The organism is Aurantivibrio infirmus, from assembly GCF_054767315.1.
The window spans coordinates 361148-384540 of the sequence record NZ_BAAFSK010000005.1 but is presented as its reverse complement, the minus strand read 5'-3'; the positions used below and the strand labels follow the sequence as shown (position 1 = coordinate 384540).

Annotated in this window: 16 protein-coding genes; 11 read left to right on the top strand and 5 right to left on the bottom strand. The window is 42.9% G+C overall.

Translation table 11 applies throughout. The features are described 5' to 3' along the window. Nucleotides 1-158: 158 nt before the first annotated feature. Nucleotides 159-1106, bottom strand: a complete 948-nt coding sequence (locus ACYUCY_RS13320; protein WP_460226993.1) for a hypothetical protein — start codon at nucleotides 1104-1106, stop codon at nucleotides 159-161. Between the two features lie 252 nt (nucleotides 1107-1358). Here ACYUCY_RS13320 and ACYUCY_RS13315 point away from each other — a divergent pair, with 252 nt between their 5' ends. Next, nucleotides 1359-3071, top strand: a complete 1713-nt coding sequence (locus ACYUCY_RS13315; protein ID WP_460226992.1) for a carboxylesterase/lipase family protein — start codon at nucleotides 1359-1361, stop codon at nucleotides 3069-3071. Between the two features lie 124 nt (nucleotides 3072-3195). Beyond that, a complete protein-coding gene (locus ACYUCY_RS13310; protein WP_460226991.1) occupies nucleotides 3196-3720 on the top strand; it encodes an NUDIX domain-containing protein in 525 nt (174 codons plus the stop codon). Between the two features lie 79 nt (nucleotides 3721-3799). Here the strand turns inward: ACYUCY_RS13310 and ACYUCY_RS13305 are convergent, their stop codons facing one another. After that, nucleotides 3800-4363: an SRPBCC family protein gene (locus ACYUCY_RS13305; RefSeq protein ID WP_460226990.1), complete on the bottom strand. Its 564-nt coding sequence runs from the start codon at nucleotides 4361-4363 to the stop codon at nucleotides 3800-3802. A gap of 895 nt (nucleotides 4364-5258) precedes the next feature. Between ACYUCY_RS13305 and ACYUCY_RS13300 the strand changes: the two genes are divergently transcribed. From ACYUCY_RS13300 to ACYUCY_RS13265, 8 genes are all read left to right on the top strand, one after another. After that, on the top strand, nucleotides 5259-8081 hold the full coding sequence (locus tag ACYUCY_RS13300; RefSeq protein ID WP_460226989.1) for a TonB-dependent receptor domain-containing protein: 2823 nt from the start codon (nucleotides 5259-5261) through the stop codon (nucleotides 8079-8081). Between the two features lie 2 nt (nucleotides 8082-8083). After that, a complete protein-coding gene (locus ACYUCY_RS13295; RefSeq protein ID WP_460226988.1) occupies nucleotides 8084-9286 on the top strand; it encodes a M14 family metallopeptidase in 1203 nt (400 codons plus the stop codon). A gap of 159 nt (nucleotides 9287-9445) precedes the next feature. Further along, complete coding sequence (locus ACYUCY_RS13290) at nucleotides 9446-10276, top strand: fumarylacetoacetate hydrolase family protein (protein ID WP_460226987.1); 831 nt, start codon at nucleotides 9446-9448, stop codon at nucleotides 10274-10276. Nucleotides 10277-10914: 638 nt separating this feature from the next. Beyond that, the gene (locus ACYUCY_RS13285; protein ID WP_460226986.1) at nucleotides 10915-11361 is read left to right on the top strand and encodes a response regulator; all 447 of its coding nucleotides are present in this window, start codon (nucleotides 10915-10917) and stop codon (nucleotides 11359-11361) included. A 20-nt stretch (nucleotides 11362-11381) separates the two neighbouring features. Then, nucleotides 11382-13154: a putative bifunctional diguanylate cyclase/phosphodiesterase gene (locus ACYUCY_RS13280; protein WP_460226985.1), complete on the top strand. Its 1773-nt coding sequence runs from the start codon at nucleotides 11382-11384 to the stop codon at nucleotides 13152-13154. Between the two features lie 75 nt (nucleotides 13155-13229). Continuing rightward, complete coding sequence (locus ACYUCY_RS13275) at nucleotides 13230-13793, top strand: hypothetical protein (RefSeq protein ID WP_460226984.1); 564 nt, start codon at nucleotides 13230-13232, stop codon at nucleotides 13791-13793. Nucleotides 13794-13879: 86 nt separating this feature from the next. After that, nucleotides 13880-15928 (top strand): PAS domain-containing sensor histidine kinase, encoded by a 2049-nt coding sequence (locus ACYUCY_RS13270; protein ID WP_460226983.1) that lies wholly within the window; start codon nucleotides 13880-13882, stop codon nucleotides 15926-15928. Nucleotides 15929-16109: 181 nt separating this feature from the next. Further along, nucleotides 16110-16598: a type II secretion system protein gene (locus ACYUCY_RS13265; RefSeq protein WP_460226982.1), complete on the top strand. Its 489-nt coding sequence runs from the start codon at nucleotides 16110-16112 to the stop codon at nucleotides 16596-16598. 222 nt (nucleotides 16599-16820) lie between these two features. On the opposite strand, the gene ACYUCY_RS13260 is transcribed toward ACYUCY_RS13265, so the two are convergent. From ACYUCY_RS13260 to ACYUCY_RS13250, 3 genes are all read right to left on the bottom strand, one after another. Next, nucleotides 16821-18131 carry a hypothetical protein gene (locus tag ACYUCY_RS13260; RefSeq protein ID WP_460226981.1) on the bottom strand — a complete coding sequence of 437 codons (1311 nt, stop codon included), beginning with the start codon at nucleotides 18129-18131 and terminating at the stop codon, nucleotides 16821-16823. Between the two features lie 225 nt (nucleotides 18132-18356). After that, on the bottom strand, nucleotides 18357-19784 hold the full coding sequence (locus ACYUCY_RS13255; protein WP_460226980.1) for a DUF1552 domain-containing protein: 1428 nt from the start codon (nucleotides 19782-19784) through the stop codon (nucleotides 18357-18359). Beyond that, entirely contained in the window at nucleotides 19781-21436 is a 1656-nt protein-coding gene (locus tag ACYUCY_RS13250; RefSeq protein ID WP_460226979.1) for a DUF1592 domain-containing protein, read from the bottom strand. Before ACYUCY_RS13250 ends, ACYUCY_RS13255 begins: the two co-directional genes overlap by 4 nt. A 783-nt stretch (nucleotides 21437-22219) precedes the next feature. Here ACYUCY_RS13250 and ACYUCY_RS13245 point away from each other — a divergent pair. Then, nucleotides 22220-23374, top strand: coding sequence for a redoxin family protein (locus tag ACYUCY_RS13245; RefSeq protein WP_460227084.1), 1155 nt, complete (start codon nucleotides 22220-22222; stop codon nucleotides 23372-23374). The last annotated feature ends 19 nt before the right edge of the window (nucleotides 23375-23393 follow it).

The following is a 23393-nucleotide window of genomic DNA, read 5'->3' as shown; positions in this document are numbered from 1 at the left end:
ACAATAGAGCGGTCTTTCTAGATGAATAATTGGTCAGCAGCTAAATCGGGGAACTTGAATTGGCTTGAATTTACATATGCCTCGCACAGAGATCTGCTTTTTAAAAAAGGCTAAGCAAGGTCATATATGGTACTGAACTTTATTTTTCTGGGTCTCGTTCAATTGGTATCACGACAAGAAGCGGTATCTGCTACGTGAGCAAAATCTCTGAGGGCTGAAGAGGCATCTTCGTATCCTGAATTTTGAGACTTTTTCATCATGCAATGTAATTCCTCTATCGAATAAGCGGGATCGCCGGTATTCTTGCTAAGCATTGCCAAAAAATAATGAGCCTCTCCTGTTGTATCTTTCTTTAAAAGCGATTTATAGATAGATTTAGCGGCGTCTATATCTCTCGCTGAAACAGGAAGAGCTCCCTGCCATTTAGTTTTCGCAAACCCCAAAGACGCTTGATAATCTTTTGCTCGGTACCCCGCTTCGCATACTGCTACCGAATACAAAACCACTCTCTTCTCTACTGCTTTCATGCATAAGTTTCTATCAATCTTTCCAAAAGGCCTATCTTCATAGTATTGGTGAATTTCATTCACTATGTTATTTACACCAGCCATAATCAATTTATCTTTAAGCCCATTGGTAATCACATTTATTGATTTCAAATCATTTTCAGCAAGTTCCAACTGACTGAATTCTTCTTCTAGTTTTTCTAAGTCATAAGTAGCAAGGACAGTTTCAAATGCATTACCCGGATTATCTCCTCCTTCGGCAGTATGTTTTATTGCTTCCATTACTATTTCACCAAGAGTCGATGACATTAGTAACTCAATCAACTTCGCCTGCTCTAAAGTAATCTCCTCTGCTGTTATGTCGTATGCAAGCTCAATAACGGTATCAAAGTTAAAAAGTACATCTGGCCGTAATTCCTTCGGGAACGTAGCATCTCTCTCGACAATAGGTAAGCTTGCTTTCATCATCTCCTCAATTTTTGGTCTTAATACTTCAAACAAAGGAGCTAAAAAACCTTTAACGATGTCACGTTTTTCGTCGGCGTGAACAGGATTAATGATTAACAGTAGGCATAAAAAAAATATTTTTTTGTTCAACATAACAATCACCCAATTACTTTTATTTTAATTTCTCAACTAGACAATATTGACCCGAATAACTATTAGATTCCCGTTATCCAATACCTTAGCGTATTGGTTTGTTATTGTTCTTTTCAGCTGGGATTATTACTCAAAAATCATTGGTCTACACGCAGTATTTTGATGAGTTCACCCACCTCACAACACCAGATTATGGTACATTGTCGAACAAGAGTGCTTCCCACAATAACTGCAAATAACTCAGGGGTCATCATGCGAACTTTCCTTTCCCACACCACAGTAAAGCAAATACAGCTCATCAGTTTCTTGCGGCCATTAACAGTGGCCGCGGCCTTAATGGCTAGCTTAATTCTCACCGCTTGTGGGCAATCTGCCCCCACTGAAGAAAGCCCGAGCGCTGAATCAGAGTCAGCAAATACGCCTGCGGGCTCGGCAGTGGAATCTTCAGAAAACGACCTCATCGCCTCGACTGAATACGGAAAAGTGCGTGGTTTCGTCGATAACGGCGTTACGGTATTTAAAGGTATTCGCTATGGAGCGGATACCGCAACGACTCGTTTTCAAGCACCTAAAACGCCCGAGCCCTGGGACGGCGTTATGGATGCACTCAACTATGGGAATTCAACGCGTCAAATTCCGACCGGAAGTGGCGGCGGTTTGTTTACATCTTGGAAGCCTGATCCTACCCCGGCATTAAGTGAAGATTCATTATTTCTGAACGTCTGGACCCCAGCATTGCGTGATGGTAAAGATCGCCCGGTCATGGTTTGGTTTCATGGTGGTGGCTTTACGAGTGGCTCAGGTTCAAGTCTTGCTTACGATGGCGTCCGCTTAGCAAATCGAGGGGACGTAGTTGTCGTTACCGTTAACCACCGACTGAATTATTTCGGCTATTTAAACCTTGCCGAATACGGAGAGCAATTCGCTGACTCTGGTGCCGCTGGTATGTTGGACTTAGTTGCGTCATTGGAGTGGGTACGAGACAACATTAAAGAGTTTGGCGGCAATCCAGATAACGTTCTTATCTTTGGCGAATCCGGCGGCGGCATGAAGGTAAGTACTTTATTAGCCATGGACAATGCAAAAGGCTTGTTCCATCGTGCAGTTATTCAAAGCGGGCCTGCTATTACATTGGCGGATCCAGTCGATTCAGCTAATGCAGCAAAGCTTGTCGTCGACGCTTTGGGTTTAACAGAAGAAACCATTGATCAGGTTCTTACGATGCCACCAGAAAGAATTGAAGAAGCCGCTAGAAAAGTTGCTTCTGAAAATCGAATTGCAATCGCAAGCAACCCAACTGTCGACGGTAAAAATATCCCTCGCCATCCTTTCGAAGACGGCGCTCCTCCGCAGTCAGCTGACATTCCGGTTTTAATCGGTACAACTAGAACTGAGATGTCATTACTTGCTGGCTCACGTAACCCAAGCTTATTTGAAATCACCTGGGAAACCTTACCCGATGCGATTTCAAATCTTGCCCCCGGCATTAATGCCAGTGACGTTATAGATATTTATCGCGAGAACAATCCTGATATTGGCGCAGTAGAATTATATTTTACGGCGGCAACGGATCGCGGGTTTTTAAATCGTTCAGTAGAATTGGCAGAAAAGAAAGTCGTGCAAGGTGGTGCACCCTTGTATTTCTACTTATTAAATTGGGACACGCCAGTTGAAAACGGAAAATGGTTTTCGCCGCACGCACTGGAAATTGGCATGGTCTTCGACAATGTTGAAAAATCAGCGTCAATGTCTGGCACTAGTCCAGAAGCACAACGCATCGCGGATTTAATGAGTGAAGCTTGGTTGGCTTTTGCAAAAACCGGTAATCCAAATCATGAGGGTTTACCCGATTGGCCAAAGTATAACAACCAATCACTTCCGGTCATGGTATTTGATCTTGAACCCGAAGTTGTAAGCGACCCTCATGGTGAACAGCGAAGAGTATTTTTAGGTGGCGAAGGTTAAAACTAAACAAGTTCTGATAGCAAGATAAAGGCGTCCTCGGGCGCCTTTATCTTTTGGAGGTAAACAATAATTTTCGAAACAACTCGATCTTATTTAAAAAAGACTCACTGAAGGAAAGCATATCTTGATCGAATTTACATTCTGCCCTAATTGTCGTGCACCTTTGATCCCAAATTCCAGCGATATTGAATTTCGTATGGCCTGCTCAGAGAATTGTGGTTTCATTCATTACGACAACCCAACTCCCATCGTCGCCGTGGTTGTTGAGTATCGAGGTGAGATTGTACTCGCGCATAACCGAGCTTGGCCCGGCCCTTACTACGGTTTAATCACCGGATTTATTGAGCACGCAGAGTCACCCAGCCAATGTGCGATTCGGGAGGTGAAAGAAGAACTCAATTTGGACGCTACCGACGCGACCCTAATCAATGTATATCCCTCCGCAGCGATGAATCAAATCGTCATCGGCTACCATGTACTTGCAGATGGGGAAATTGTACTGAATGAAGAACTCGACGATTTTAAACTGTTATCTTTGGATAAATGTTTTAGCTGGCCAACCAGTACAGGATTTATATTTCGCGATTGGTTGCGAAGCCAAAATGTCGAGCCAAAAATGATCGAATTACCGAATATAGAAAACGTCTAAGTAATAAAAAAGGAATCAATAATAGATTCCTTTTTTTAAATGAGAAATGATCATTTTTCTCAGTTTTTAATTTCGCGAATTAACCTTCTTCTGCCAATTTTTTCATATTAGTTAATGCGCGCATAAAAATTCTTCGCCGCCCTTCTATCTGTGCTTCTTTCGCCGCTTCATCGCCTTCCACTAATGAATTGTCGTAAACCAAAGTGTAAACCAATTTGGACGTTTTATTATCGATTGGTCGAGCTTCTAAAGTGCCATGATAAAGGTTATAAGGGCGGCCTACTCGTACTGGCTGGGTATAGGTGTAGGACAACTCAGTTTTGCCCACTAGGATTTCAGTGCCCACTGAGCGCACGGAACCTACCGCGCCCTCTTCACCTGATAGCATTTTACATCCACCGGGAATCGACAACCATTCACCGATGTCACAATACTTCCCGACCCGCTGCCAAACATCTGCTGCTGGTTTATTGACATTTATCTCCATATAAATAGAAACATAATTTGGGTTTTCAACTGCCAAAGGCGGTGGCGCCGCTCTTTGCGCCAGCGCAGTTGTCGATACAAGAAATAAGGCACAAAAACCAATAAGGCGAATACGATTAGAAACAAATTGAGTTTGAATAAACAGTTTATTAATCACTACTTCTTCCTCTTATTTTTATTAAAAATTTGTATCTTCGGAGCCTAACAACCAATAGTAAGCAACTAATCATCGATTCACATCATCGAAACATGATTCCGGCCAACCCTGGGAAACCGACAAAAGAATAACCGCATAGGCTATCGACTTTTAATACCCAGGAAAATTGAAGATCCGGCAGTATACTGCGCCATCAGGAGTGAGTATACCCGCCAGGGAATCAACGAAAACACAAACCACATCAACACTCCTTGTAAAACCAGCATCTCTAAATCCAGCTATTACAGCGGCAGGCGGCAAAGCGGTTCTACTTTCCAAACTATCCTCGATACGTCTAACTATCCTCGACACGTCTAATGAGTGATTTTAAATCCGAGAGCCAAACACTTCGTCCTCTGAATCTCCCCCCAAAAAAATGCGCTAAATAAGAACGCAGTTTCTCTGTCACTAAAATTGTCTATCATCCAAGTTGATCCGCGACAATATGAATTTTTTATGATTGACACCGATGAACCAGCACCACGTTAGAAGCTAACTAGCGGTACTCGCGCCTTTCCCGAACCGTAAAACTAATTATAAAATGATACTTATGTCGCCAAAATCCTCTCGGCTAGAGCTTTCAGAATAATAAATCTGATTCTATTGTTCAAAAACGTATTAACAAGCTTATCAATCAGAAAGTTTCAAACCACTGATACTGATCTGTCGCTTATGCGCGGTCTGTTAAAATTTGTTTATTGTAAATAATAGTGATAGTAAAAATTTTACTTTCCTGGTAAAACAAATTTTCGCGATAACGTTCTCGTCATCCAATAAAATCCGTTCGTAGTTTTTAGACGTTTTATCGCACGTGCCTCCACAATAAAAACAAAAACATTTCTACAGGACCTCGTATATGAAAAAGTTGAACCGAAACTCGCTCGCTCTTTTTTCTGGATCATTGATTTTCATTCCTCTCACCTTCGCGCAATCACCAAGCGGAGAACAAAAAATTGAGGAAATTACAATTGTAGGCTCGCACATCCAAGGTGTGGCGATGGACGGTGTCCTACCCGTTACTGTTCTCACTAAAGAAGATATTTTCGCCTCTGGCGCTAGTACGGGAGATGAATTATTGCGATCCATTCCACAAATGGGTGAGATCGAATTTAACAACGAAAGGGAAGTTGGCGGAATTAATGATGCTCGTGGCGACGTCGCTTCAATCAATTTACGTGGTATCGGTACAGGAAACACCTTAACTCTCTTGAATGGCCGCCGCTTGGTATTACACCCAGGCACGCAAGCAGAAAACCTAGTTCCAGTCATGTCGGCGAACGCGAATACTCTACCGGTTAAAGGATTAGATAGACTTGAAGTGTTAAGGGATGGTGCTGCGGCAATTTATGGCACTGATGCTGTAGCCGGTGTAATTAATTATGTTATTAACAGCGGATATGAAGGTACGGAAATTAGCGGCCGCTACAGCGACTCAGCAAGCACAAACCTAGACGAAACGACCTTATCTGCCTTACATGGCTTTTATTTTAACGACGGTTCCTCTCACTTAACGCTATCGGGAAATTATTACCAGCGCGATCCTATGTACGCCTCCGACCGACCTTACGCCGCTAGTAATGATCGTCGCTTTTATCCTGGCTTACCGGAAGATTTTGTTGGAGATACCCAATTGCGCAACACCGTATCTTCAAACGCATGGGGCGTTTTTGATGCGGGTGGGCGATTTAGAATTCAACCCGATACCCTTTCAGGATGTGATGTCGCACTGGGTGGCGGCATTTGCCGTAACAATTATGGCGGTACTAGTACCGCCCTACCCGACAACATTAAATTTGATTCTTCGCCTTATCGCACCATGACGAATGAAGTTGAGCGCTTCAATTTTTCGGCCATGTTGAATGTCGCGATAAACGATTCGATGGAAGCTTATGGCGAGTTTCTCTACTACAAAGCTGAATCGGATATCAGTCGTGAGCCAGACAGCGTATTAAGCACCCAGCGTTTTACTATTGCTGACAATGCCGCGCTCAACCCCTTCGGCGAAGAGATTACCCTCATCCAATATCGACCACTAGACGCGCCACCCCAGGAAACGACAGTTAATGATTCCAGCTATCGTGTGCTAGGGGGATTCAGAGGTGCCTTTACTGACGGATGGGATTGGGACTCCGCGGTAGTTTATTCGAAAGCCACGTCGAAAGATAAAACCGATAACCGTATTCGCATGGATGCTTTTCAAGCAGCAGTAAATAGCACAGACCCAAATACGGCTTACGATATTTTTAATGGCGGTAGCTTAAGCTCTCCGATGACTGTTGATGGCACACCTAACTCTCAAGCAGTAATTAATCAATTCTTAACCTCGGTTTCGAGAGAAAGTACCACCGAATTAAGCATGGTAGATTTTAAAGTTTTAAATGGTGAGCTATTTGAAATTGCTGGAGGCTCAGCGGGTTTCGCTGCAGGTATCGAGTTTCGTAGAGAAACACTTAGTGATGATAGAGACCCCTTGTTAGAAGGAAGTAACCCCTTTATCGATTCCGTGACCAGTACTCTGGTGAATGAAAGTAATGTATTGGGAACCAGTTACACACCCGATACCAAAGCTGATCGTCATGTACTTTCCGTTTTTGGCGAATTGGTTATTCCTATTTTCGATGTCGTAGAGATCCAATTGGCTGCGCGTTACGAAGATTACTCTGATGTTGGCAACGTGCTAAAACCGAAAATTGCTGTCGCCGTCACGCCGTTTGATTTTCTTAAATTCCGCGGCTCGTATTCCGAAGCATTTCGCGCACCTAATCTAGCACAGGCGTCCGATAGCGAATTGGCACGCTCAAACGGCGGTCGAATTGATCCGGTTCAAGGTACGACTGGCGAGACGGTAGAAAGCCGTCGCTCAGGAGGAGATTATCTTAAACCCGAGGACGATGAGATATTATCTTTTGGTATCGTTGTAGAACCTTTAGATCAGCTTGTTGTGACTGCAGATTGGTGGCAGTTAAAACAAGAAAAAGTCATTGGGATTTTGGGTGATCGAAATCATATTTTTTATGATGCCTTATTGCGTGCAGACTTCGGCAGCACCAATCCAGCCGTTGTCAGGGCGCCAGATCTCTCACTACTCTACGTTGAAGATAGCTATTTGAATTTACAACCCAGAACCATCGAAGGCGCAGACCTGTCAGTTCAGTACGATCTAGATGTTGGAGATATAGGTTACTTTCGCTTTCGTTTTAATGGGGCGTACTTAATAACCTTTGATCAAGATCCAGATGCAATTACCCAACAACTCATTGACGCGAACGCCGCAGGCAACCCAGCGGTCCCCTCAGAAATCACCAATGCAGGTAGCTTAATAAAATTGGATGGTCACCCGCGCTGGCGTCACAACGCTTCACTAAGTTGGAACAAAGCGAATTTCACCTTGGGCTTGAGTGGGAACTACATCAGCGATTTTGTTGATACTGGCGTTAACTACACGGACGCTGATGGGAAAGATGTGTATCTTCCAATAGATTCTTACCAGCAATTGAATATATTTGCGCGTTATGAATTTGAAGAACTTGGTGTACTATCCGGACTCATCCTCGGTGCAGGCGTAAACAATGTAACCGATAATGATCCGCCATTGGCTGATGCAGGTTTTGGATATTTTGGTTCGGTTCACTCCAATCGCGGTCAACAATACTATTTGGATGTCACTGCACGTTTTTAAAAATGAAAAACTATTTAACTAATCGGCGGCCCAGTACGGGTCGCTTTTTTTATTTTTGGTTACAAGCAACAGCCATATTGGGTATTTTCCTCAGTCTTTCAACCTGTCAGCTTCTAAAACCAAAGCCCACCTGTGACTTTCAATCCGTTAAATTCATTGCAGATTTCCCCGGTGCTCGCCTAAACGCGTGTGATAAGCAATTCGACAATCATTTTTTATTAAGTATCACACCAGAAAACTTACCTATAAATGATAGCCCTTGGTACGCATTTAAAATCATCAGTGATACACCTCAAACTATTTCCATCACAGTAAAATTTATCGACGGGCTTCCGCGATACCGACCAAAGCAAAGTCGAGATCAGAAAAATTGGCAACTGATAAGGTATCAGAAAAATGAATCAACAATTAACTTCGACTTAAAAATCGAACCAGGATCAACTTGGGTAGCGGGTCAGGAATTACTGCTACCTTCGGACTATGAAAATTGGTTGGAGAATAAAACAAAAGCACAAAATAATAACACTGTAATCTTGGGAAAATCCGTTCAAGGGCATGACATTACCGCGCTTGACATCAGTTCAAACAATAAAGATACCATTGTCATACTTGGCCGACAGCACCCGCCTGAAGTTACCGGCGCCTTAGCGTTGTTTCCTTTTGTAGACAGGCTTCTGCTAGATGATGAAATTGCCCGCGACTTCCGCGAACGCTTTCGTATTATCGTAATTCCCTTGGTAAATCCCGACGGTGTTATTGCGGGAAATTGGCGACACAATGCAAACGGCATCGATACCAATCGAGATTGGGGGGTTTTTTCTCAAGCTGAAACGCGGCAAATTGCAAATTATCTTAAGCTGTTGCACGAAGCAGGTCAGCAGTTTTATCTCGGCTTAGACTTTCACTCCACTGGGCGTAATTATTTCTATACGCAACAAGACGAAGATCTTCTGTGCCCTCAACAATTTACCGCTGATTGGCTTAAAAATATAAGTGAAGCGATACCTGATTTTAACTTCCGACGCTCCTCTCGCAGCAGTGACGGAAACCCCACGTTTAAACAATGGTTTAACGAAACTTACCAGGTGCCATCGATCAGTTACGAAATGTCAGACCAAATTGATCGCGATCAGCTTGTTGAAGTCGCAGAAATTGCTGCGGAAAGTATGATGGAAGAATTGCTGCAATCCCAATGTCCTCTTTAGATTTGAATTTTTATTTCAATTCATGTTTTAGAGTAAGGACAGGTTAAGGCACGCTGACAAATTCATTCGAGAAGCGTATGATTCCCTCCGAAATAAATATAATAAAATTACGCTTAAGCTAGCTTACTTCGCTTGAGCCCAGTCACTGGAGATCATTCCATGAAATTTGTTCGATTACTTTGTCTTACTTCTTTAATCTCTCTCACCGCTCAACTCGCTTTCAGCGAATCACATCAGTACGTCCGCTATGAACAAGATGGCGTCGTTGCCTGGGGTGAGCTTGAAGGTACCACGATTCATCAATTGAGCGCGGCCCCCTATCTCGACTCAAGTAGTCGTACCGGTAAATCTGTCAAACGCGACAGTGTAAAACTCAAGGCTCCCGGTGATGCTCGTCATATGTTTGGTACCGCTTGGAATTTTCGCAGTCACTTAGGTAACCGCGAACCTTCAAAATACCCAACCGTATTCCTCGTTCCAGGCAATACACTGGTTGGGCCAGAAGATCCCATCGTGCGACATCCGGAAACCAAAAGATTAGCTTACGAAGCTGAGATGGCTGTCGTCATCGGCAAGCGCGCCGAAAATGTTAGTGTCGAAGATGCACCTAATTATATTTTTGCCGTCACGGCAGGCAACGATGTAACCGATCGAGCATGGCAAGGTATGGATAACGACTGGGTTCGAGCGAAAGGCGCCCGGGGATTTAATGCAGTTGGACCCGTTATTGTTACAGGACTCGATTACAACAATTTGGAAATCACCGGTAAATTAAACGGCGAGGAAGTTCAACGCGGCAACACGTCAGATTTATTGTTCAACATGAACGAAATGGTGAGTTGGATTTCTCATTATTTCACCTTGGAGCCAGGCGACATGGTGTGGACTGGAACTATGGGCACACCGCGTTTTTTAGAACCCGGCGATACATTCGAAGTTGAAGTAGAAGGCGTAGGCATTCTTAAGAATTCAGTCGTTCAAGGGAAGTAGCTCTTCTTCAAAGCTTACGATGCTGATTGCAAAATCAAGTAATCGGCATTCAAAATAAGCGAACCTTGTTAACCTTTTGGACCCGGGTAGCTTATTTCTGTCGTTCAAGTGTTAACTAATACAGCACTTGCGAACTCGCAACACTCTGGATTTTTCTCTGCCGATGCCGATCGGAACGGACTCCCTTGATTGGTTTTTCGCTCAGAAAAGAGCCACACCCTTTTAAGATTTATCCAAAATCTTTATTAAGCTCCCGAACTCCCCCCTTTTGCTTGAGCTACATAGGGCGATAGATATAGAAGAAATTTCCCATATTTTATTCATGGATTAATTGAACCCAGCAAACACTTTTAAAAAATTTATAAAAAAGTGCAGCGTGGTCCCTATCGTTATAAATTTTAGTTATCAGAATAAAGAAGTTTTTGTTAAAACGCCTAGAAATTCAAACCCCGATAAAATCCTGACTATAGTTATAACGCTAGGTCTCCATTCGCATACGCCTAAGCCATAAGAAATTATCACGTTATTGATAATCTCTTCGTAATGGTAGATCCCAAGCATGATGGATTAAGTGCCAACACACTTTATGAATGCCGTTTAAAAGCTTCTGTTGTAGTTACCTAGATTGCGGGAATTAGATGAGCTTTAAAAATAAAGAAAACGAAGATACGACGATTTTTGTAGTAGATGATGATGATGTCGACGTAATGGGGATTGAGAGAGCGCTAAAAAAACTCAACATTACGAATCCCATGTTGAGAGCACGAGACGGCGTCGAGGCTTTGCAAATGTTACGCACGCAGGACTTGTTGCAACAGCCGTTTATTATGTTGTTGGACATCAATATGCCGCGAAAAAATGGAATCGAAATGCTACGAGAGCTTCGGGGCGACCCAGAGTTACGTCGCGCGGTCGTATTCATCCTGACCACCTCGAATGCCGAGGAAGATAAGAAATTAGCTTACGATCTAAACGTAGCCGGATATATAGTTAAGAAAAATTTGGGGAGCGGAACTATGGAAATCTTGAAAATGCTACAACATTATTGGCAAAGTGTTGAGTTACCAATGCTTTCAAAAACTTAAATCCAGCGGTATCGATATCAATGAACATTAACACCCCAACAACTGTTTTGATTGTCGATGATGATGAATTCGATCGTTTGAGTATTATTCGGGCGCTTCGAAAAAACAGCGGTTTTGATATTAAGGAAGCCTCTACCTCGCAGCAAGCACTAGAATTAGCGCGAACTCAATGCTTCGAGTTAATTATTCTCGACTATAACTTGCCGGATCTCGACGGAATTAACCTACTCAAAAAACTTCGCGCCGATGAAAATCGGTCAGACAAACAATCCCCTTGCGCCATCGTCATGATCAGCCATTTGGACGACGACAGACTAGTCATCAAAGCCATCGAGGCGGGCGCGCAAGATTATTTACTAAAAGAAGAAGTTTCGGCTCGCAGCTTAATCCGTTCAATTCGACAAGCCAGATATCGCTACTCCTTAGAAACCGCTTTAGAAAAAGCACAAAACAAATTGTTACGCCAAGCCCAAACCGACCCCTTAACGAAATTACCTAATCGCTCTGAATTCGAGCGAGTACTCCAATCTGCAGTAGAGCGAGCAAAAAGAGGGTCCGTATTAGCGCTTTTACTATTGGACGTTGACAATTTCAAACAGGTTAACGACACCTTTGGTCACGCAGTTGGTGATAAATTATTGATCGAAGTCACTAAACGACTTCAAAATACGATGCGCGAGGGAGATTTCCTGTCTCGCTTAGGCGGAGACGAATTTGTCATCCTGCAATTAGACTTACAAAAAGACAATGAGGCAAAACATTTGCCTGATCGAATAATTCGAGCGTTCAACGAACCTATCGATTTAGGTGATAACAAATGGACCGTGACTACCAGCGTCGGCATTGCGGTTTATGGCCACTGTGCGCACAACAAAAAGGATCTGCTTAAATCTGCTGACATCGCGATGTACCGCGCAAAAAAAGAAGGTCGAAATCGCTATCATTTCTACACAAAAGAATTACATGAATCAGTTAACGAACAAACGGAACTAGAACATCAACTGCTAGAAGCCGTGAGTAAAGATCAACTAAGGATATTTTTTCAACCACAAATTAATACGCGAGACCACAACCTGGAAGCTGTCGAGGCTGTAGTTCGTTGGCAACACCCAGAAAGAGGTCTACTTGAACCTGAAAACTTCTTAGATATTGCAGACTATTTAGGAATTCTATCTGCAATAGATGATTGGGTGATGACTGAGTCCTGTCAGCAATTCCAAGACTGGAGTCAGCGATTAAACAGCCCTCTAAAGCGAATAGCCGTCAACCTTTCTGCCCCCCAATTGCGTAACAAACGACTCTTTGACTCAGTCCAACGTGTCATCGCGAATACAGAGATTGAACCCGAGCGTCTAGAATTAGTCATTACCGAAAACATACTTATTCAAGACTTAGAAAACATTGCTGAAAATCTTAAAAAAATCTCTCATCTTGGCGTAAGGATTTCCTTAAGTGATTTTGGTACAGGGTTTTCATCCTTTGATAATTTTAAGTTTCTACCGTTTTCCAGCATAAAAATAAACAAACAATTTTTGGAAAAAATTTCCTGCGAGGTAAAACAAGTAAAAATACTAGAAGCCATCATTAACTTCGCCAAAACTCTTGGCTTAGAAATAGTTGCTGAGGGTATTCAAACTAAAGAACAAGCAGAGATATGTGAAAGATTAAAATGCGGTTTATTGCAAGGAGACTATTTCTCGAAAGCACTCCCCAAAATTGTCTTCGAAGACACGTTCTTACTCAGCAAGATTGAGACCGTCTCGAAACCTCACCGCCCTCCGCAATATTACTAGAGAAAACACCACTTCGTATGTTTATCAGGCATATCATTTAATGACTTAACTCTACGTTTTCAAATGGAGAAACACATGCGCGATTGGCTAGCTTCTTTTTCCAACAATGATTTCATGCCACACGGTCATTGTTATCTCTGGCGCCCCGATATTCTTTGGACTCATGTTATTTCTGATCTTGTAATTACCGTCGCTTACTATACGATCCCAATCGTATTGGGAATATTTTTATATCGAAGAAAGAAATCTATCCCTTACCGCGGCATTCTCTGCTTTTTTGTCGCCTTTATATTTCTCTGTGGAACCACCCATTTGTTTAGGATTTATGTCACTTGGTTTCCTGCTTATGAAATAGAAAGCTGGCTAAAGGCAGCTACTGCAGCCGTTTCTATTACTACGGCATTATATCTAATCCCCAAATTACCTGAACTAATCGCCTTACCTGGCATACAACAAGCATACGAACAAAGTCAGTCTTCGTTAAAAATACTTCAAGAAAATAACGAAAAAATGTCAACCATGTACAACGTATCCATGGATCGGGAAGAGCGCATTATCGAACTAAAACAAGAAGTTAATGAATTATTAAAAAGCTTGAATAAACCAGAACGTTATTCTAGCAGTCCGGACGATATATAGTGCGTAGGTTAAGTATAATTCTAGGAATATCAGGAATCATTTTCTTTATTACATTTAATATATATCAAACTTACCAAACAAAAAAAATGTCCTCGATATTGCTCAATATAAATTCTGCTTTAGCGTTGCAATTTCAGCAACGAACAGAATTGCGTAATTACCAGACATCATTGCGGGATATCCCAACAGAAATTGAAGATCTTACCTTAAAATTTATTGATTCGACTTTTTTCTCGGAGAAAACCACTCGCTTAGATGAACAAACCATAAACATCAACTTTGAAGCAGACACCTTCGCTGAAATACACGAAAAGCGAAAACTACTCAGCGAGCTAAAATCAGAATTTAAAACTTCATTCTACGCAGAAAACCATTCAATTAGCGACGCGAATCGTTGGTCCGCAGACCTGGTAGACCTTTTAGACGAGCTCTACTATATCGAACTACTGTATAGCAGCAGGGTATCATCTTATCAAAGCGAAAAAGTTTCGAATGTTTTTAGAATAAACACATTAACTTTTTTATTTATTTGCATTCTTTTTATCGTTGCTTACTACTCCAAAAGAAAAACCTTAACCCTGATCAATAGACAGATCGAGGAGGAAATAGAAGAAAAAAACTCCAAACTTCGTCACTCAGAAAAAGTATTGATCAGTATAATGGAGGATGCCAACAAAGAAAAAGACAAGGCCATTGCCTTAATTAGAGAAAATAACTTATTAATTGCAATTGTTAAACAATCAAAAAACCCAGTTCTTCGAGTCGCCTTAAGCGGGATAATTATTGATGCCAACAGCGCAGCTAAATCAATCATCAATAGTGATTTTTTAGATAGCGACCCAACTCATATTTTGAGTTTATTTTCCGGCAGTGAGAAAGATACCTGCTTAGAACTTTTCGAAGAAGCGACGAACACCGATTTAACCCACATTTTCGAGGCCTCTAATGTTAAAATTCGCTCTACTATTAAGCAAATATTTGAGGTTACTCTCTTTGGACTAAGAGACCAAAGTCAAGAGATATGTGAAGTAGCCATTTCATTTCAGGATATTACCGAACGAAAACACAACGAGACTTTATTTCCTCTCCTCGTTGAAGCATCTCCTAGCGCAATGATCATGGTTAGCCAAGACGGAAAGATTGATTTCGTAAACTCTCAAGCCGAAAAATTATTTGGCTATTTAAAAGAAGAGTTACTCGACCAACATATCGAATTATTAATTCCGCAACGGTTCACAAAAAACCACCCCGATCTGCGCAATGAGTTTTTTGACAAACCTCAATCGCGATCAATGGGAGTCGGGAGAGACTTGTTTGGTCTCCGAAAAGATGGCAGCGAGTTCCCCTTAGAGATTGGTCTGAGTATTATTGAAACTAGCGCCGGAATCAAAGTACTTTCCGCAATCATTGATTTAACTGAACGGAAAAAATATATTACCGAACTCATGCGTACTAACGAAGAACTCGAGAAGTTTGCGTATGTCGCATCGCACGACTTAAAAGCGCCACTTCGAGCTGTCGATCAACTAGCGAGATGGATCGAAGAAGATTTATCTGGAAAACTCGAAGAAGATACCACCAATCATTTACGCTTGATGCGATCTCGCATCGATAGAATGGGCAACTTGCTCGCTGACTTGTTGGAGTTTTCTCGATCGGGAAGGATTTTAGGGACAATAGAACAAGTTAATACTGACGAGCTAATACGAGGGGTATTTGAATTAGGTCGTGTTGACGAGCGCTTTGAACTTGAACTAGCAGGAGAATTTCCGACGATAGAAACGCATAAAGCACCACTCGAATTAGTTTTTCGGAATCTAATCAGCAATGCCCTCAAACATCATGATAAAGACAATGGCAAGATTTCGATTAAGTGCGCGACCTTAGGCACATCTTTAATGTTTTCGGTAGCCGATGATGGACCTGGAATAGAGATTGAGCATCGCGACCGAGTTTTCGATATGTTTCAAACACTTCGACCCCGCGATGAAGTCGAAGGTAGTGGAATGGGACTCGCAATCGTGAAAAAGACAATTGAATCATTTGGCGGGCTGATAACTTTAACGCCCAACAAGCCAAGAGGTTCAATTTTTTCTTTTTCTTGGCCCAAACAGGTTGATAGTAGCCCCCCTTAAAATACCCTAACGCCAGTTCTCAGATCCTGATCAAGCATTTGTCTTTCAAACCTCACGCGTAGTGGTCAAGTTCCGCCTTTCATTGCCGATACACCCTTAGGAGCACTGGAAAAGCAGCAATACGTCCTTGAGCTTACTTAGCAAGCTATCGCAAATAATATTCTTCGAGAGAACGAAAGCATTGATCAAAATACCTAGGAAAAACACCAGTCAATCAGGCTTCACCCTAATAGAACTCATTGCTGTAATTGTAATCTTAGGAATTTTGGCAGCGGTTGCTATTCCACGATTCGCAAATTTACGAAGAGGCGCCATTATTGCTACAACCGAAGGCATTAGAGGAGCAGTTGAAAGTGCCACCACGATGGCTTACGCAAAATCTGTTGTTGAAGGCGTAGAAGGAGATCCGAGCGCTACAATCACCGTCGGTAGCCAAACTATCGATGTAGCTTACGGTTATCCGGCGGGGACAGCCTCTGGGATATCTCTTCTTATCGAGTACCCTGCAGACAACTGGAAAAGTCGCGCAAGTATATTTCCTGGTGCCTGGGTGTATTGGCATGGAAAAATCGCTGAAGATGCAGGTGCGGCCCAATGTTATGTCCGGTATCGACAGCCAACTGCCCCAGATACCCGCCCTGTCGTAGATACCGTGACCTCTGGATGCTAATCATTTCGTTTCGATATGCTCATGTAGCTCAAACAATTCGTCTTCATAAAAATCATTTTCAACATCTATTGTATTTTTTGATGTCAGCTTAACAGTAAAATTATTCAGTTCACAAAAACAAAACCCGCGGCCCTGAATAAAAGTCGCGGGTTTTATTTACAGCAACGTTTCTAAGTCAACGGACTCTAAAAAAATCACATCGTCTTATGCTGTTACCCTTAATTATTTACCCAAAGTCGGCAGACCTTTAGCGGTCACCAAGCTTGTTGGTGGCGGAATGGCGACATCAGGACCACCAGGTATAGTCCCATCGCGACGGCGGACAATGCCATCAACGACTACGCTATGAAAATACACTGCGGGTATTCGACCTTCATAAGGCGGTGCAAGCTTTTTATAAGAGGCCACTTGAAGTGCTCGCGCTGTCGCATCAGGCGTTACAACATATGCAGGAATTGCATCGACACGTAAAGCAAAAGAAATATGGGTATTACCTGAATTTTCCGACGCAGTTTTAGTACCTTCAGGATTGTAATCTGCGTTGCGTTTCAATGCGTAATAAACAGAAGGTAACTGCACCCAAGTCAATTGCTCAATCACTGAACCACGGGCCTCTACCCAACCGCGATACACGGGAAACCAAGGTCGATACCCCGCCACCAGTCCTTTTAACGAACCATCCTCTTCCATTTTTAGTTTCAGCTGCGCTTTGAGTAATTGCAGCTCGCGTGTGTAACTTGGATCGCGCATCCACACTTCATCAACCGGTGCAATTGTTTCAATCACGCCGTTGACAGTCTTAGCGTCGAAAATTGCTTCAAATTTAGCATCAGGTGCAATACTAAAAGTGTAATCTCGCGCGATATTTCCAGTCGCATCTTTTACCATCGGGTCGGTGCTGTTATAAATTCCCACCTGAACATTAGAATCATTCATCGGGTCTTTTCCTTTTCCCGACACAACAATCACGACGGTCCAAGAACCATTTAGCATCTCATCATTCTTACTCAAAGCAGAAGCTGATTGGCGTTCAGGGCCGCGGTAAGTCATCCAACAACCGAGAGCACGATAAAATTCATTATCAATTCCTGTTTCACCATTCGGACTGATAAAACCATTTTTAGAATTACCATCAAGGTCGAGACCTTCACCGATTTTTCCCGTTACCGGCGTAAAACCAGGATCAGGTGTCGACTCAGGATGCATATAAATATTCGCGCGGTCTTTACCTCGAAACGCCATTTGATTTTGGCCATGGTTCGGAATACGGAAAGGATGAGAGGGATCACGCAACCACTTGGCTTCTTCTCTGGTATAACCCGCGTCTACCAATACTTGAATCCAATCTGGTTCAGGGTTAGAACCTTTCGGACAATCTGTACCTGGATCGATTACACCAGTTTCAGCACCGTAATACATCGCCGGCTCATTCCATTCGACCACGTAACTCTTGCTCCAATCAGCAAGCGCAACATTCGACAAACCTGCCAAAAAAATTGCACAACCCGCAATTTTGAACAAAGGATTTTTCATCGTTATCCCTCTTCCTTTTTAAAAGAATTTTTTTAATTGAATTTTCTATAACTTTTCTTAATGATGTTTTATTTTTTATCAATAATTAAAGACGTCTTCAAAAATTGGATTTTTGGGTCAGAGTAAGGCGGCACCGCACGCAGAACCGGAATTTACTAAAGTAAATGAGGATTCGAGTACGGAGCCAACGCAGCACTGGCACAAAAAGACTTTTTTGAAACGTCTTTAAGCCATGACTTCGGAAATAGGCCTTGCCGTCTTCATAGCCCCTTCACCAAACTCACCCGCACTCACGCCAACTAACTGCTGTGCCGTTAATGACAATCGGCTAACCGGCTCGCCTTTACCGGCAATATGCTGACCCGCTTTATGCTTGCCAGCCGCACCGCCAGCAAAAAACACCGGAATATTTTCAATTGCATGAATTTTTGCGTAGCCGGTATCACTAAAAGCCATAACCAAAGTGTTATCCAATAAAGTCCGGTCACCTTCTTTAATCGCATCCAACTCGTGTAAAAACGCGCCGAATCCTTGCATAACCAAACCTGATAGTTCGCTAGTTTTCGGTTGATAGCCTAGCTTAGCGTCGGTGGGTTCATCATGAGTAATTTGATGATACGTTTTTGACTCACCAGCAATATAAGTTGTCGACAAACCCGGTGTATGAACAAAGTTAAACACTCTGCTTTGATCACAAGCTAGACCCATAGCCAACAATCGCGCCATTGCTTTGCTATTCGCGTTGACGACATCAACCGTCACAGATTTGCTAGTTTCTGGAGGAGCGCCAGGCAACAAACACGCTTCTCGTGGTTCGGGTTTTTCTAACTGTATCGCTAATTGATTTTCAATCTCACGCAACGAAGTAAAATACTGGTCCAGTTTTGCGCGATCGTTTGCACCGGCTTCCGCCATCAGTGCTTTGCGCTGCTCCGACACACCGGACAAAACACTTTTACGTAACATGATGTCTTGGTTCGGCTGCCAATTCGGATCATTCGGATCTTGAAAACCTTCACCATACAAACGGTTGTAAAGCATTAAGGGAGAGGTTTCTGGTGTAGCGTAAGTCCGACCATTACGCGTTGAGTAATTAGAGGTTTTCTCACCTGACGCCGTCATATCGATTTTTCTAAACCGCGAGGTCGCGCCGAGTGAATCAGCAACCTTGTGATCAAACGATGGGCCTTCCATCACGCCGTTAGTTTTCGGCGCAGACCCAGCAAGAATTCCCGCATTACCCGTCCAGTGGACGATGTTCGGTTTGCCATCACCGATCACACGAAAGCCAGAAAAAACTGACACCTTATGACGAAGATCAGCGAATGATTCTAGCTCGGGCGTCACTTCATAACCGCTGCCAATTGTTTTTGGCACCCAGCGAGTCCCGCCGGTAGGAGTGTCGGTCAAACCTAAACCCCAAAAATAAGTACCGAAACGAACTGGCAATGCGGAACCATCGGCCCAAGCGCCACCGTTGTTATCTAAAAATGCGTCGAGCATCGGCAAGCCCATGTAGACAGCACCGGTACCCAACATACCCTGTAAGAGTGTACGTCGAGTAAAGCGAGTGGATTTCGGACCGTGATGTTTGGAGCTTATTGATTTAGCGCCAATTATCTTTGAGTTATCGTTGTTCGATCGTCGTGTCATCGTGCTACTCCTGCGTCGGCGGTTTCGATAGCGGGTTTTGCAATCTTAAAAAAATCGGGGTCAGTCAACACACTGCGTAACAATGCGGGAACTCGATAATCATTTTTTTCAAAAGCACTGCGTTGACGACTTAGTATCTCTCGATCCGTCGCAGTATCGGCACGACCAGCGCCATAGTTATGTACTTTACGGACTAAGCAACTGGTCACGAGTGGATTGTCGTGCATAAACTCTCCCAAACCAACGGAGCCATCAAATGCTTGACCATTGATTTCAGCACTAACGTCAATGATGTCACCATTCTCCAAAACACGGTGCTGACCTAAACTGTCGAAATGCTCTAACGCCAATCCAGGAGGATCACTAATATTGTGACAAGAATAACAACCGGGGTTTGTTTTATGTTCAATCAGACGTGAACGGACAGTGCCATTTTCTACCGCTTGTACTGTTGAAAAATCCACATCGGGTGGCGGATCGGGTAACGCGATACATTGAAAAATATCATATATTTTCACACCGCGTTTTGTTGGCGAAGATGCAGCTGGATGTGAAAACAAAGATAAGAAAGATGTTTGCGTTAGCACTCCGGAACGCTCACTGTCTTCCGAAAATTCATACTTCATCCAATCGGCCTTTGAAAGATACGGGACGTCGTAAACAGCAGCCAAGCTGCGATTAATAAAAGTTTCCCGCGAAGTAAAAATATCTCGATAGTCACCGTCTTTCGTCACCAAAAGATCTACCATAAATTTCAGAGTTTCTTCACGAGCGCTATCTGCTACCGCCTGCGAAAACTTTGGATAAGTCGCGCCATCTTTGGTCAGCGATTCGAACATCTCAAACTGGAACATATCGGTAAAAAATGCGCGCACACCATCCTCTACTCTCGGTGACGCCAACAAACGATCGACCTGTTTGGCCAACATGGATGGCTTATGAATGTCTCCACTACTGGCAGCTTTCATGAGTTCAGTATCAGGAGCGGCATCCCACAACAAATAAGAAATCCGCGCGGCCTTACTATAGGCATCCAATCTATACTGATTGGCGTTTTGCGGATCAGCTTCAGCTCTTTCAACGCGAAACAAAAATTCCGGTGACATTAACATGCCAATAAGTGCAAGCTTAAGGCCCTTAGCCGGAAGCCCTGTTCCTTCGACTCCCTCGGTATAAGCGTCCATAAAAGAAGCTACTTCTTCCTTCTTTAAAGGCCGACGAAAAAGCTCGCTGCCGCGATTTTCAATGAACTCGCGAGCGCATTTAGCACTCGCTTTTTTGTTACTCGGGTTTTTCGTCGCGACTTCGTCAGACAAAGTGCAACCGATAAGCTCCGCCGCATCTTCGCCATCGACAATTTGCGTGGAGAGGGAGCGCGCCAAGGAAAGGTATTGCTCTAAGCCCGATGTCGTAATTGACAGCCGCGCATTCCCAATAGCCTGCAAACCCATCTCCCTTAACTCAGGTTCGAAGCGTGCATTTATCTCAAGCTTTGGGCTGAAAGTATCGGCAATAGCGTGACGATATTGGCTTTCAGTCAGCCTTCGATAGGCGACAGCCTCGGAATCCCCAGCAGTTGTGGGCAAGCTAACTAATGCAAGACAAAAAGATATAGGCAGGATATGTAATGTGTTGCGAATGTTCAGTTGCAAATGCAATCTCCTCTCGCTGTTTTTATTTTGCTCGATCCTAACATATAGGGTATCCCTACAGGTAGTACCGAGTAGTCGAAAACAGAGGAAACTACACATTTTTAATTATTCAGATCAGTTAATAAGGCCGACTCATATTAGTTATATGTTGATATTCACTGAAGCTTATTACTAAGAGTCATCCGATTAACAAATATCAATTAGTATGCATAACATACTGTTTTCCCAGGCTTTAGGACACTCGAAATAATCTTATTTAGCACAAACGATTATTGAATGCCAAGGTGCAGATGAGCGGTATAGCTAGGTGCTATGAGCTGCAATGATCACAAAAACAAAGAGCAAATCTTCAATTTTCGAGGAAATTTAAAATTCGGTTTTATATAACTATTAAAATCAAATTTTTAAAGTTTTCTAGATTCCCTTAAACGATAGGAACCTCGATCAGTTAAATTTTTTGCTCGCCACTGTAGTGACTTTAACTATCAAAGATTTTTCATCACGAAAACTCGATATCTGTATAACCGGAATCAATTAAATGATGATGAAATATTTTTTCGATAAAAGAGCAGAGTAACTAAAAAAGTGCAAAAAATATTTCCGTTATTTAGTTAATCTACTCCCTCTTAAATTCGAATCATCGACAATGGAAACACTCATCCTACTATACGGGCACCCTACAACTGTTTACTTTAATTAGCTGAACCCGAATTGACAGTAAATCAGTAGGTACCAATAATGCACGCCAAGATTAAACTGGCAAGAATTCTGGAGTCATTCGTTATGTATTCACCAAATCAAAAAATCAGACAGGGTTTTTATATATTGAGCGGCCATGTAATAGCGATGCTTATTTTTGCATTCACCGGAGCAAGTTACGCTACCACCGTTATCTACGATGAACGTGTGATTGAAATAACTGATACCCTTCCCGACGCCAATGATCTTTGGATAAAGCCAACAGACCTAACTCGCATTAACGGCTTCGAATTGAAACCAGAGGGTGCCTGTAGAGAAGAAATCTGTATTCCCATTTTGCAAGATAGAGATAGCAACTTAGTTATCACGCGCGACAAACAAACTTGGTTTAGCGCAACCGCCTTTGCAAAAAAATTGGGGCAAAGTTATGTGTCAGATTACGATACCGAAACCTGGAGCTTTGGTGCCATCCCTTTGGAGCGCGAAGCTTTTCTTAACAGCGCAGTTGCGCCTGACTTTACGTTAAAGGATCGCAATGGAAAGACGATCAGGCTATCCGATTATCGGGGTAAAAAAGTTTTTTTAACCACCTGGGCGTCCTGGTGTGGTTGCCGACTTGACGTACCCGTTTGGGAAAAAATATATCAACAAGTAAAAGATAACAATGTCGAATTTATTGTCGTTGCGCAAGATACCGGTGGCGAAGCTGCGGCAGGAAAATACTACGATGAAGTGAACCCAACATATACCGCCATAATTGATGAGAACCATACCATTAGCTCGCTCTATAATTTTGTCAATGTACCCAGTGCGGCATGGATTGACGAAGAAGGACGTGTTGTACGTATTAATGAAGGCACTTATGCTCAACGTCATGGACGTATCGGAACCGATGACTACACGCCTACATTATTAGATTGGATCGAAAAAGGCGCGAATAGTCGCTATGTATGGGACGTAGAAAAAGTGGCAACCAGAATAACTGCTCGCACACCTGAGCAAGACAAAGCCGAGCCAGCTTTTAAATTAGGGAATCACTTCCACGCTATTGGATCTCTCGAAAAAGCGGATATCTACTGGGGTATAGCGCAAGAACTTAGCCCGGACAATATAAATTATTTCCGCGAAGAATTATCCTACACAGAAGAAGGTTCTATGGGAGAAACCTACCGCAAGAAACGTGTTGAAATGCGCGAAGCAGGTAAAGATTATTATCGTCCGCTAGAGCTCGACAATTAACTTAACAGAATACATTAAA

Coding starts and splice junctions, on each gene's coding strand:
- ACYUCY_RS13290 (WP_460226987.1), top strand. CDS start 9,446: ATGAAATTTGTTCGATTACTTTGTCTTACTTCTTTAATCTCTCTCACC.
- ACYUCY_RS13260 (WP_460226981.1), bottom strand. CDS start 18,131: ATGAAAAATCCTTTGTTCAAAATTGCGGGTTGTGCAATTTTTTTGGCA.
- ACYUCY_RS13300 (WP_460226989.1), top strand. CDS start 5,259: ATGAAAAAGTTGAACCGAAACTCGCTCGCTCTTTTTTCTGGATCATTG.
- ACYUCY_RS13270 (WP_460226983.1), top strand. CDS start 13,880: ATGTCCTCGATATTGCTCAATATAAATTCTGCTTTAGCGTTGCAATTT.
- ACYUCY_RS13285 (WP_460226986.1), top strand. CDS start 10,915: ATGAGCTTTAAAAATAAAGAAAACGAAGATACGACGATTTTTGTAGTA.
- ACYUCY_RS13315 (WP_460226992.1), top strand. CDS start 1,359: ATGCGAACTTTCCTTTCCCACACCACAGTAAAGCAAATACAGCTCATC.
- ACYUCY_RS13320 (WP_460226993.1), bottom strand. CDS start 1,106: ATGTTGAACAAAAAAATATTTTTTTTATGCCTACTGTTAATCATTAAT.
- ACYUCY_RS13295 (WP_460226988.1), top strand. CDS start 8,084: ATGAAAAACTATTTAACTAATCGGCGGCCCAGTACGGGTCGCTTTTTT.
- ACYUCY_RS13275 (WP_460226984.1), top strand. CDS start 13,230: ATGCGCGATTGGCTAGCTTCTTTTTCCAACAATGATTTCATGCCACAC.
- ACYUCY_RS13245 (WP_460227084.1), top strand. CDS start 22,220: ATGTATTCACCAAATCAAAAAATCAGACAGGGTTTTTATATATTGAGC.
- ACYUCY_RS13255 (WP_460226980.1), bottom strand. CDS start 19,784: ATGACACGACGATCGAACAACGATAACTCAAAGATAATTGGCGCTAAA.
- ACYUCY_RS13280 (WP_460226985.1), top strand. CDS start 11,382: ATGAACATTAACACCCCAACAACTGTTTTGATTGTCGATGATGATGAA.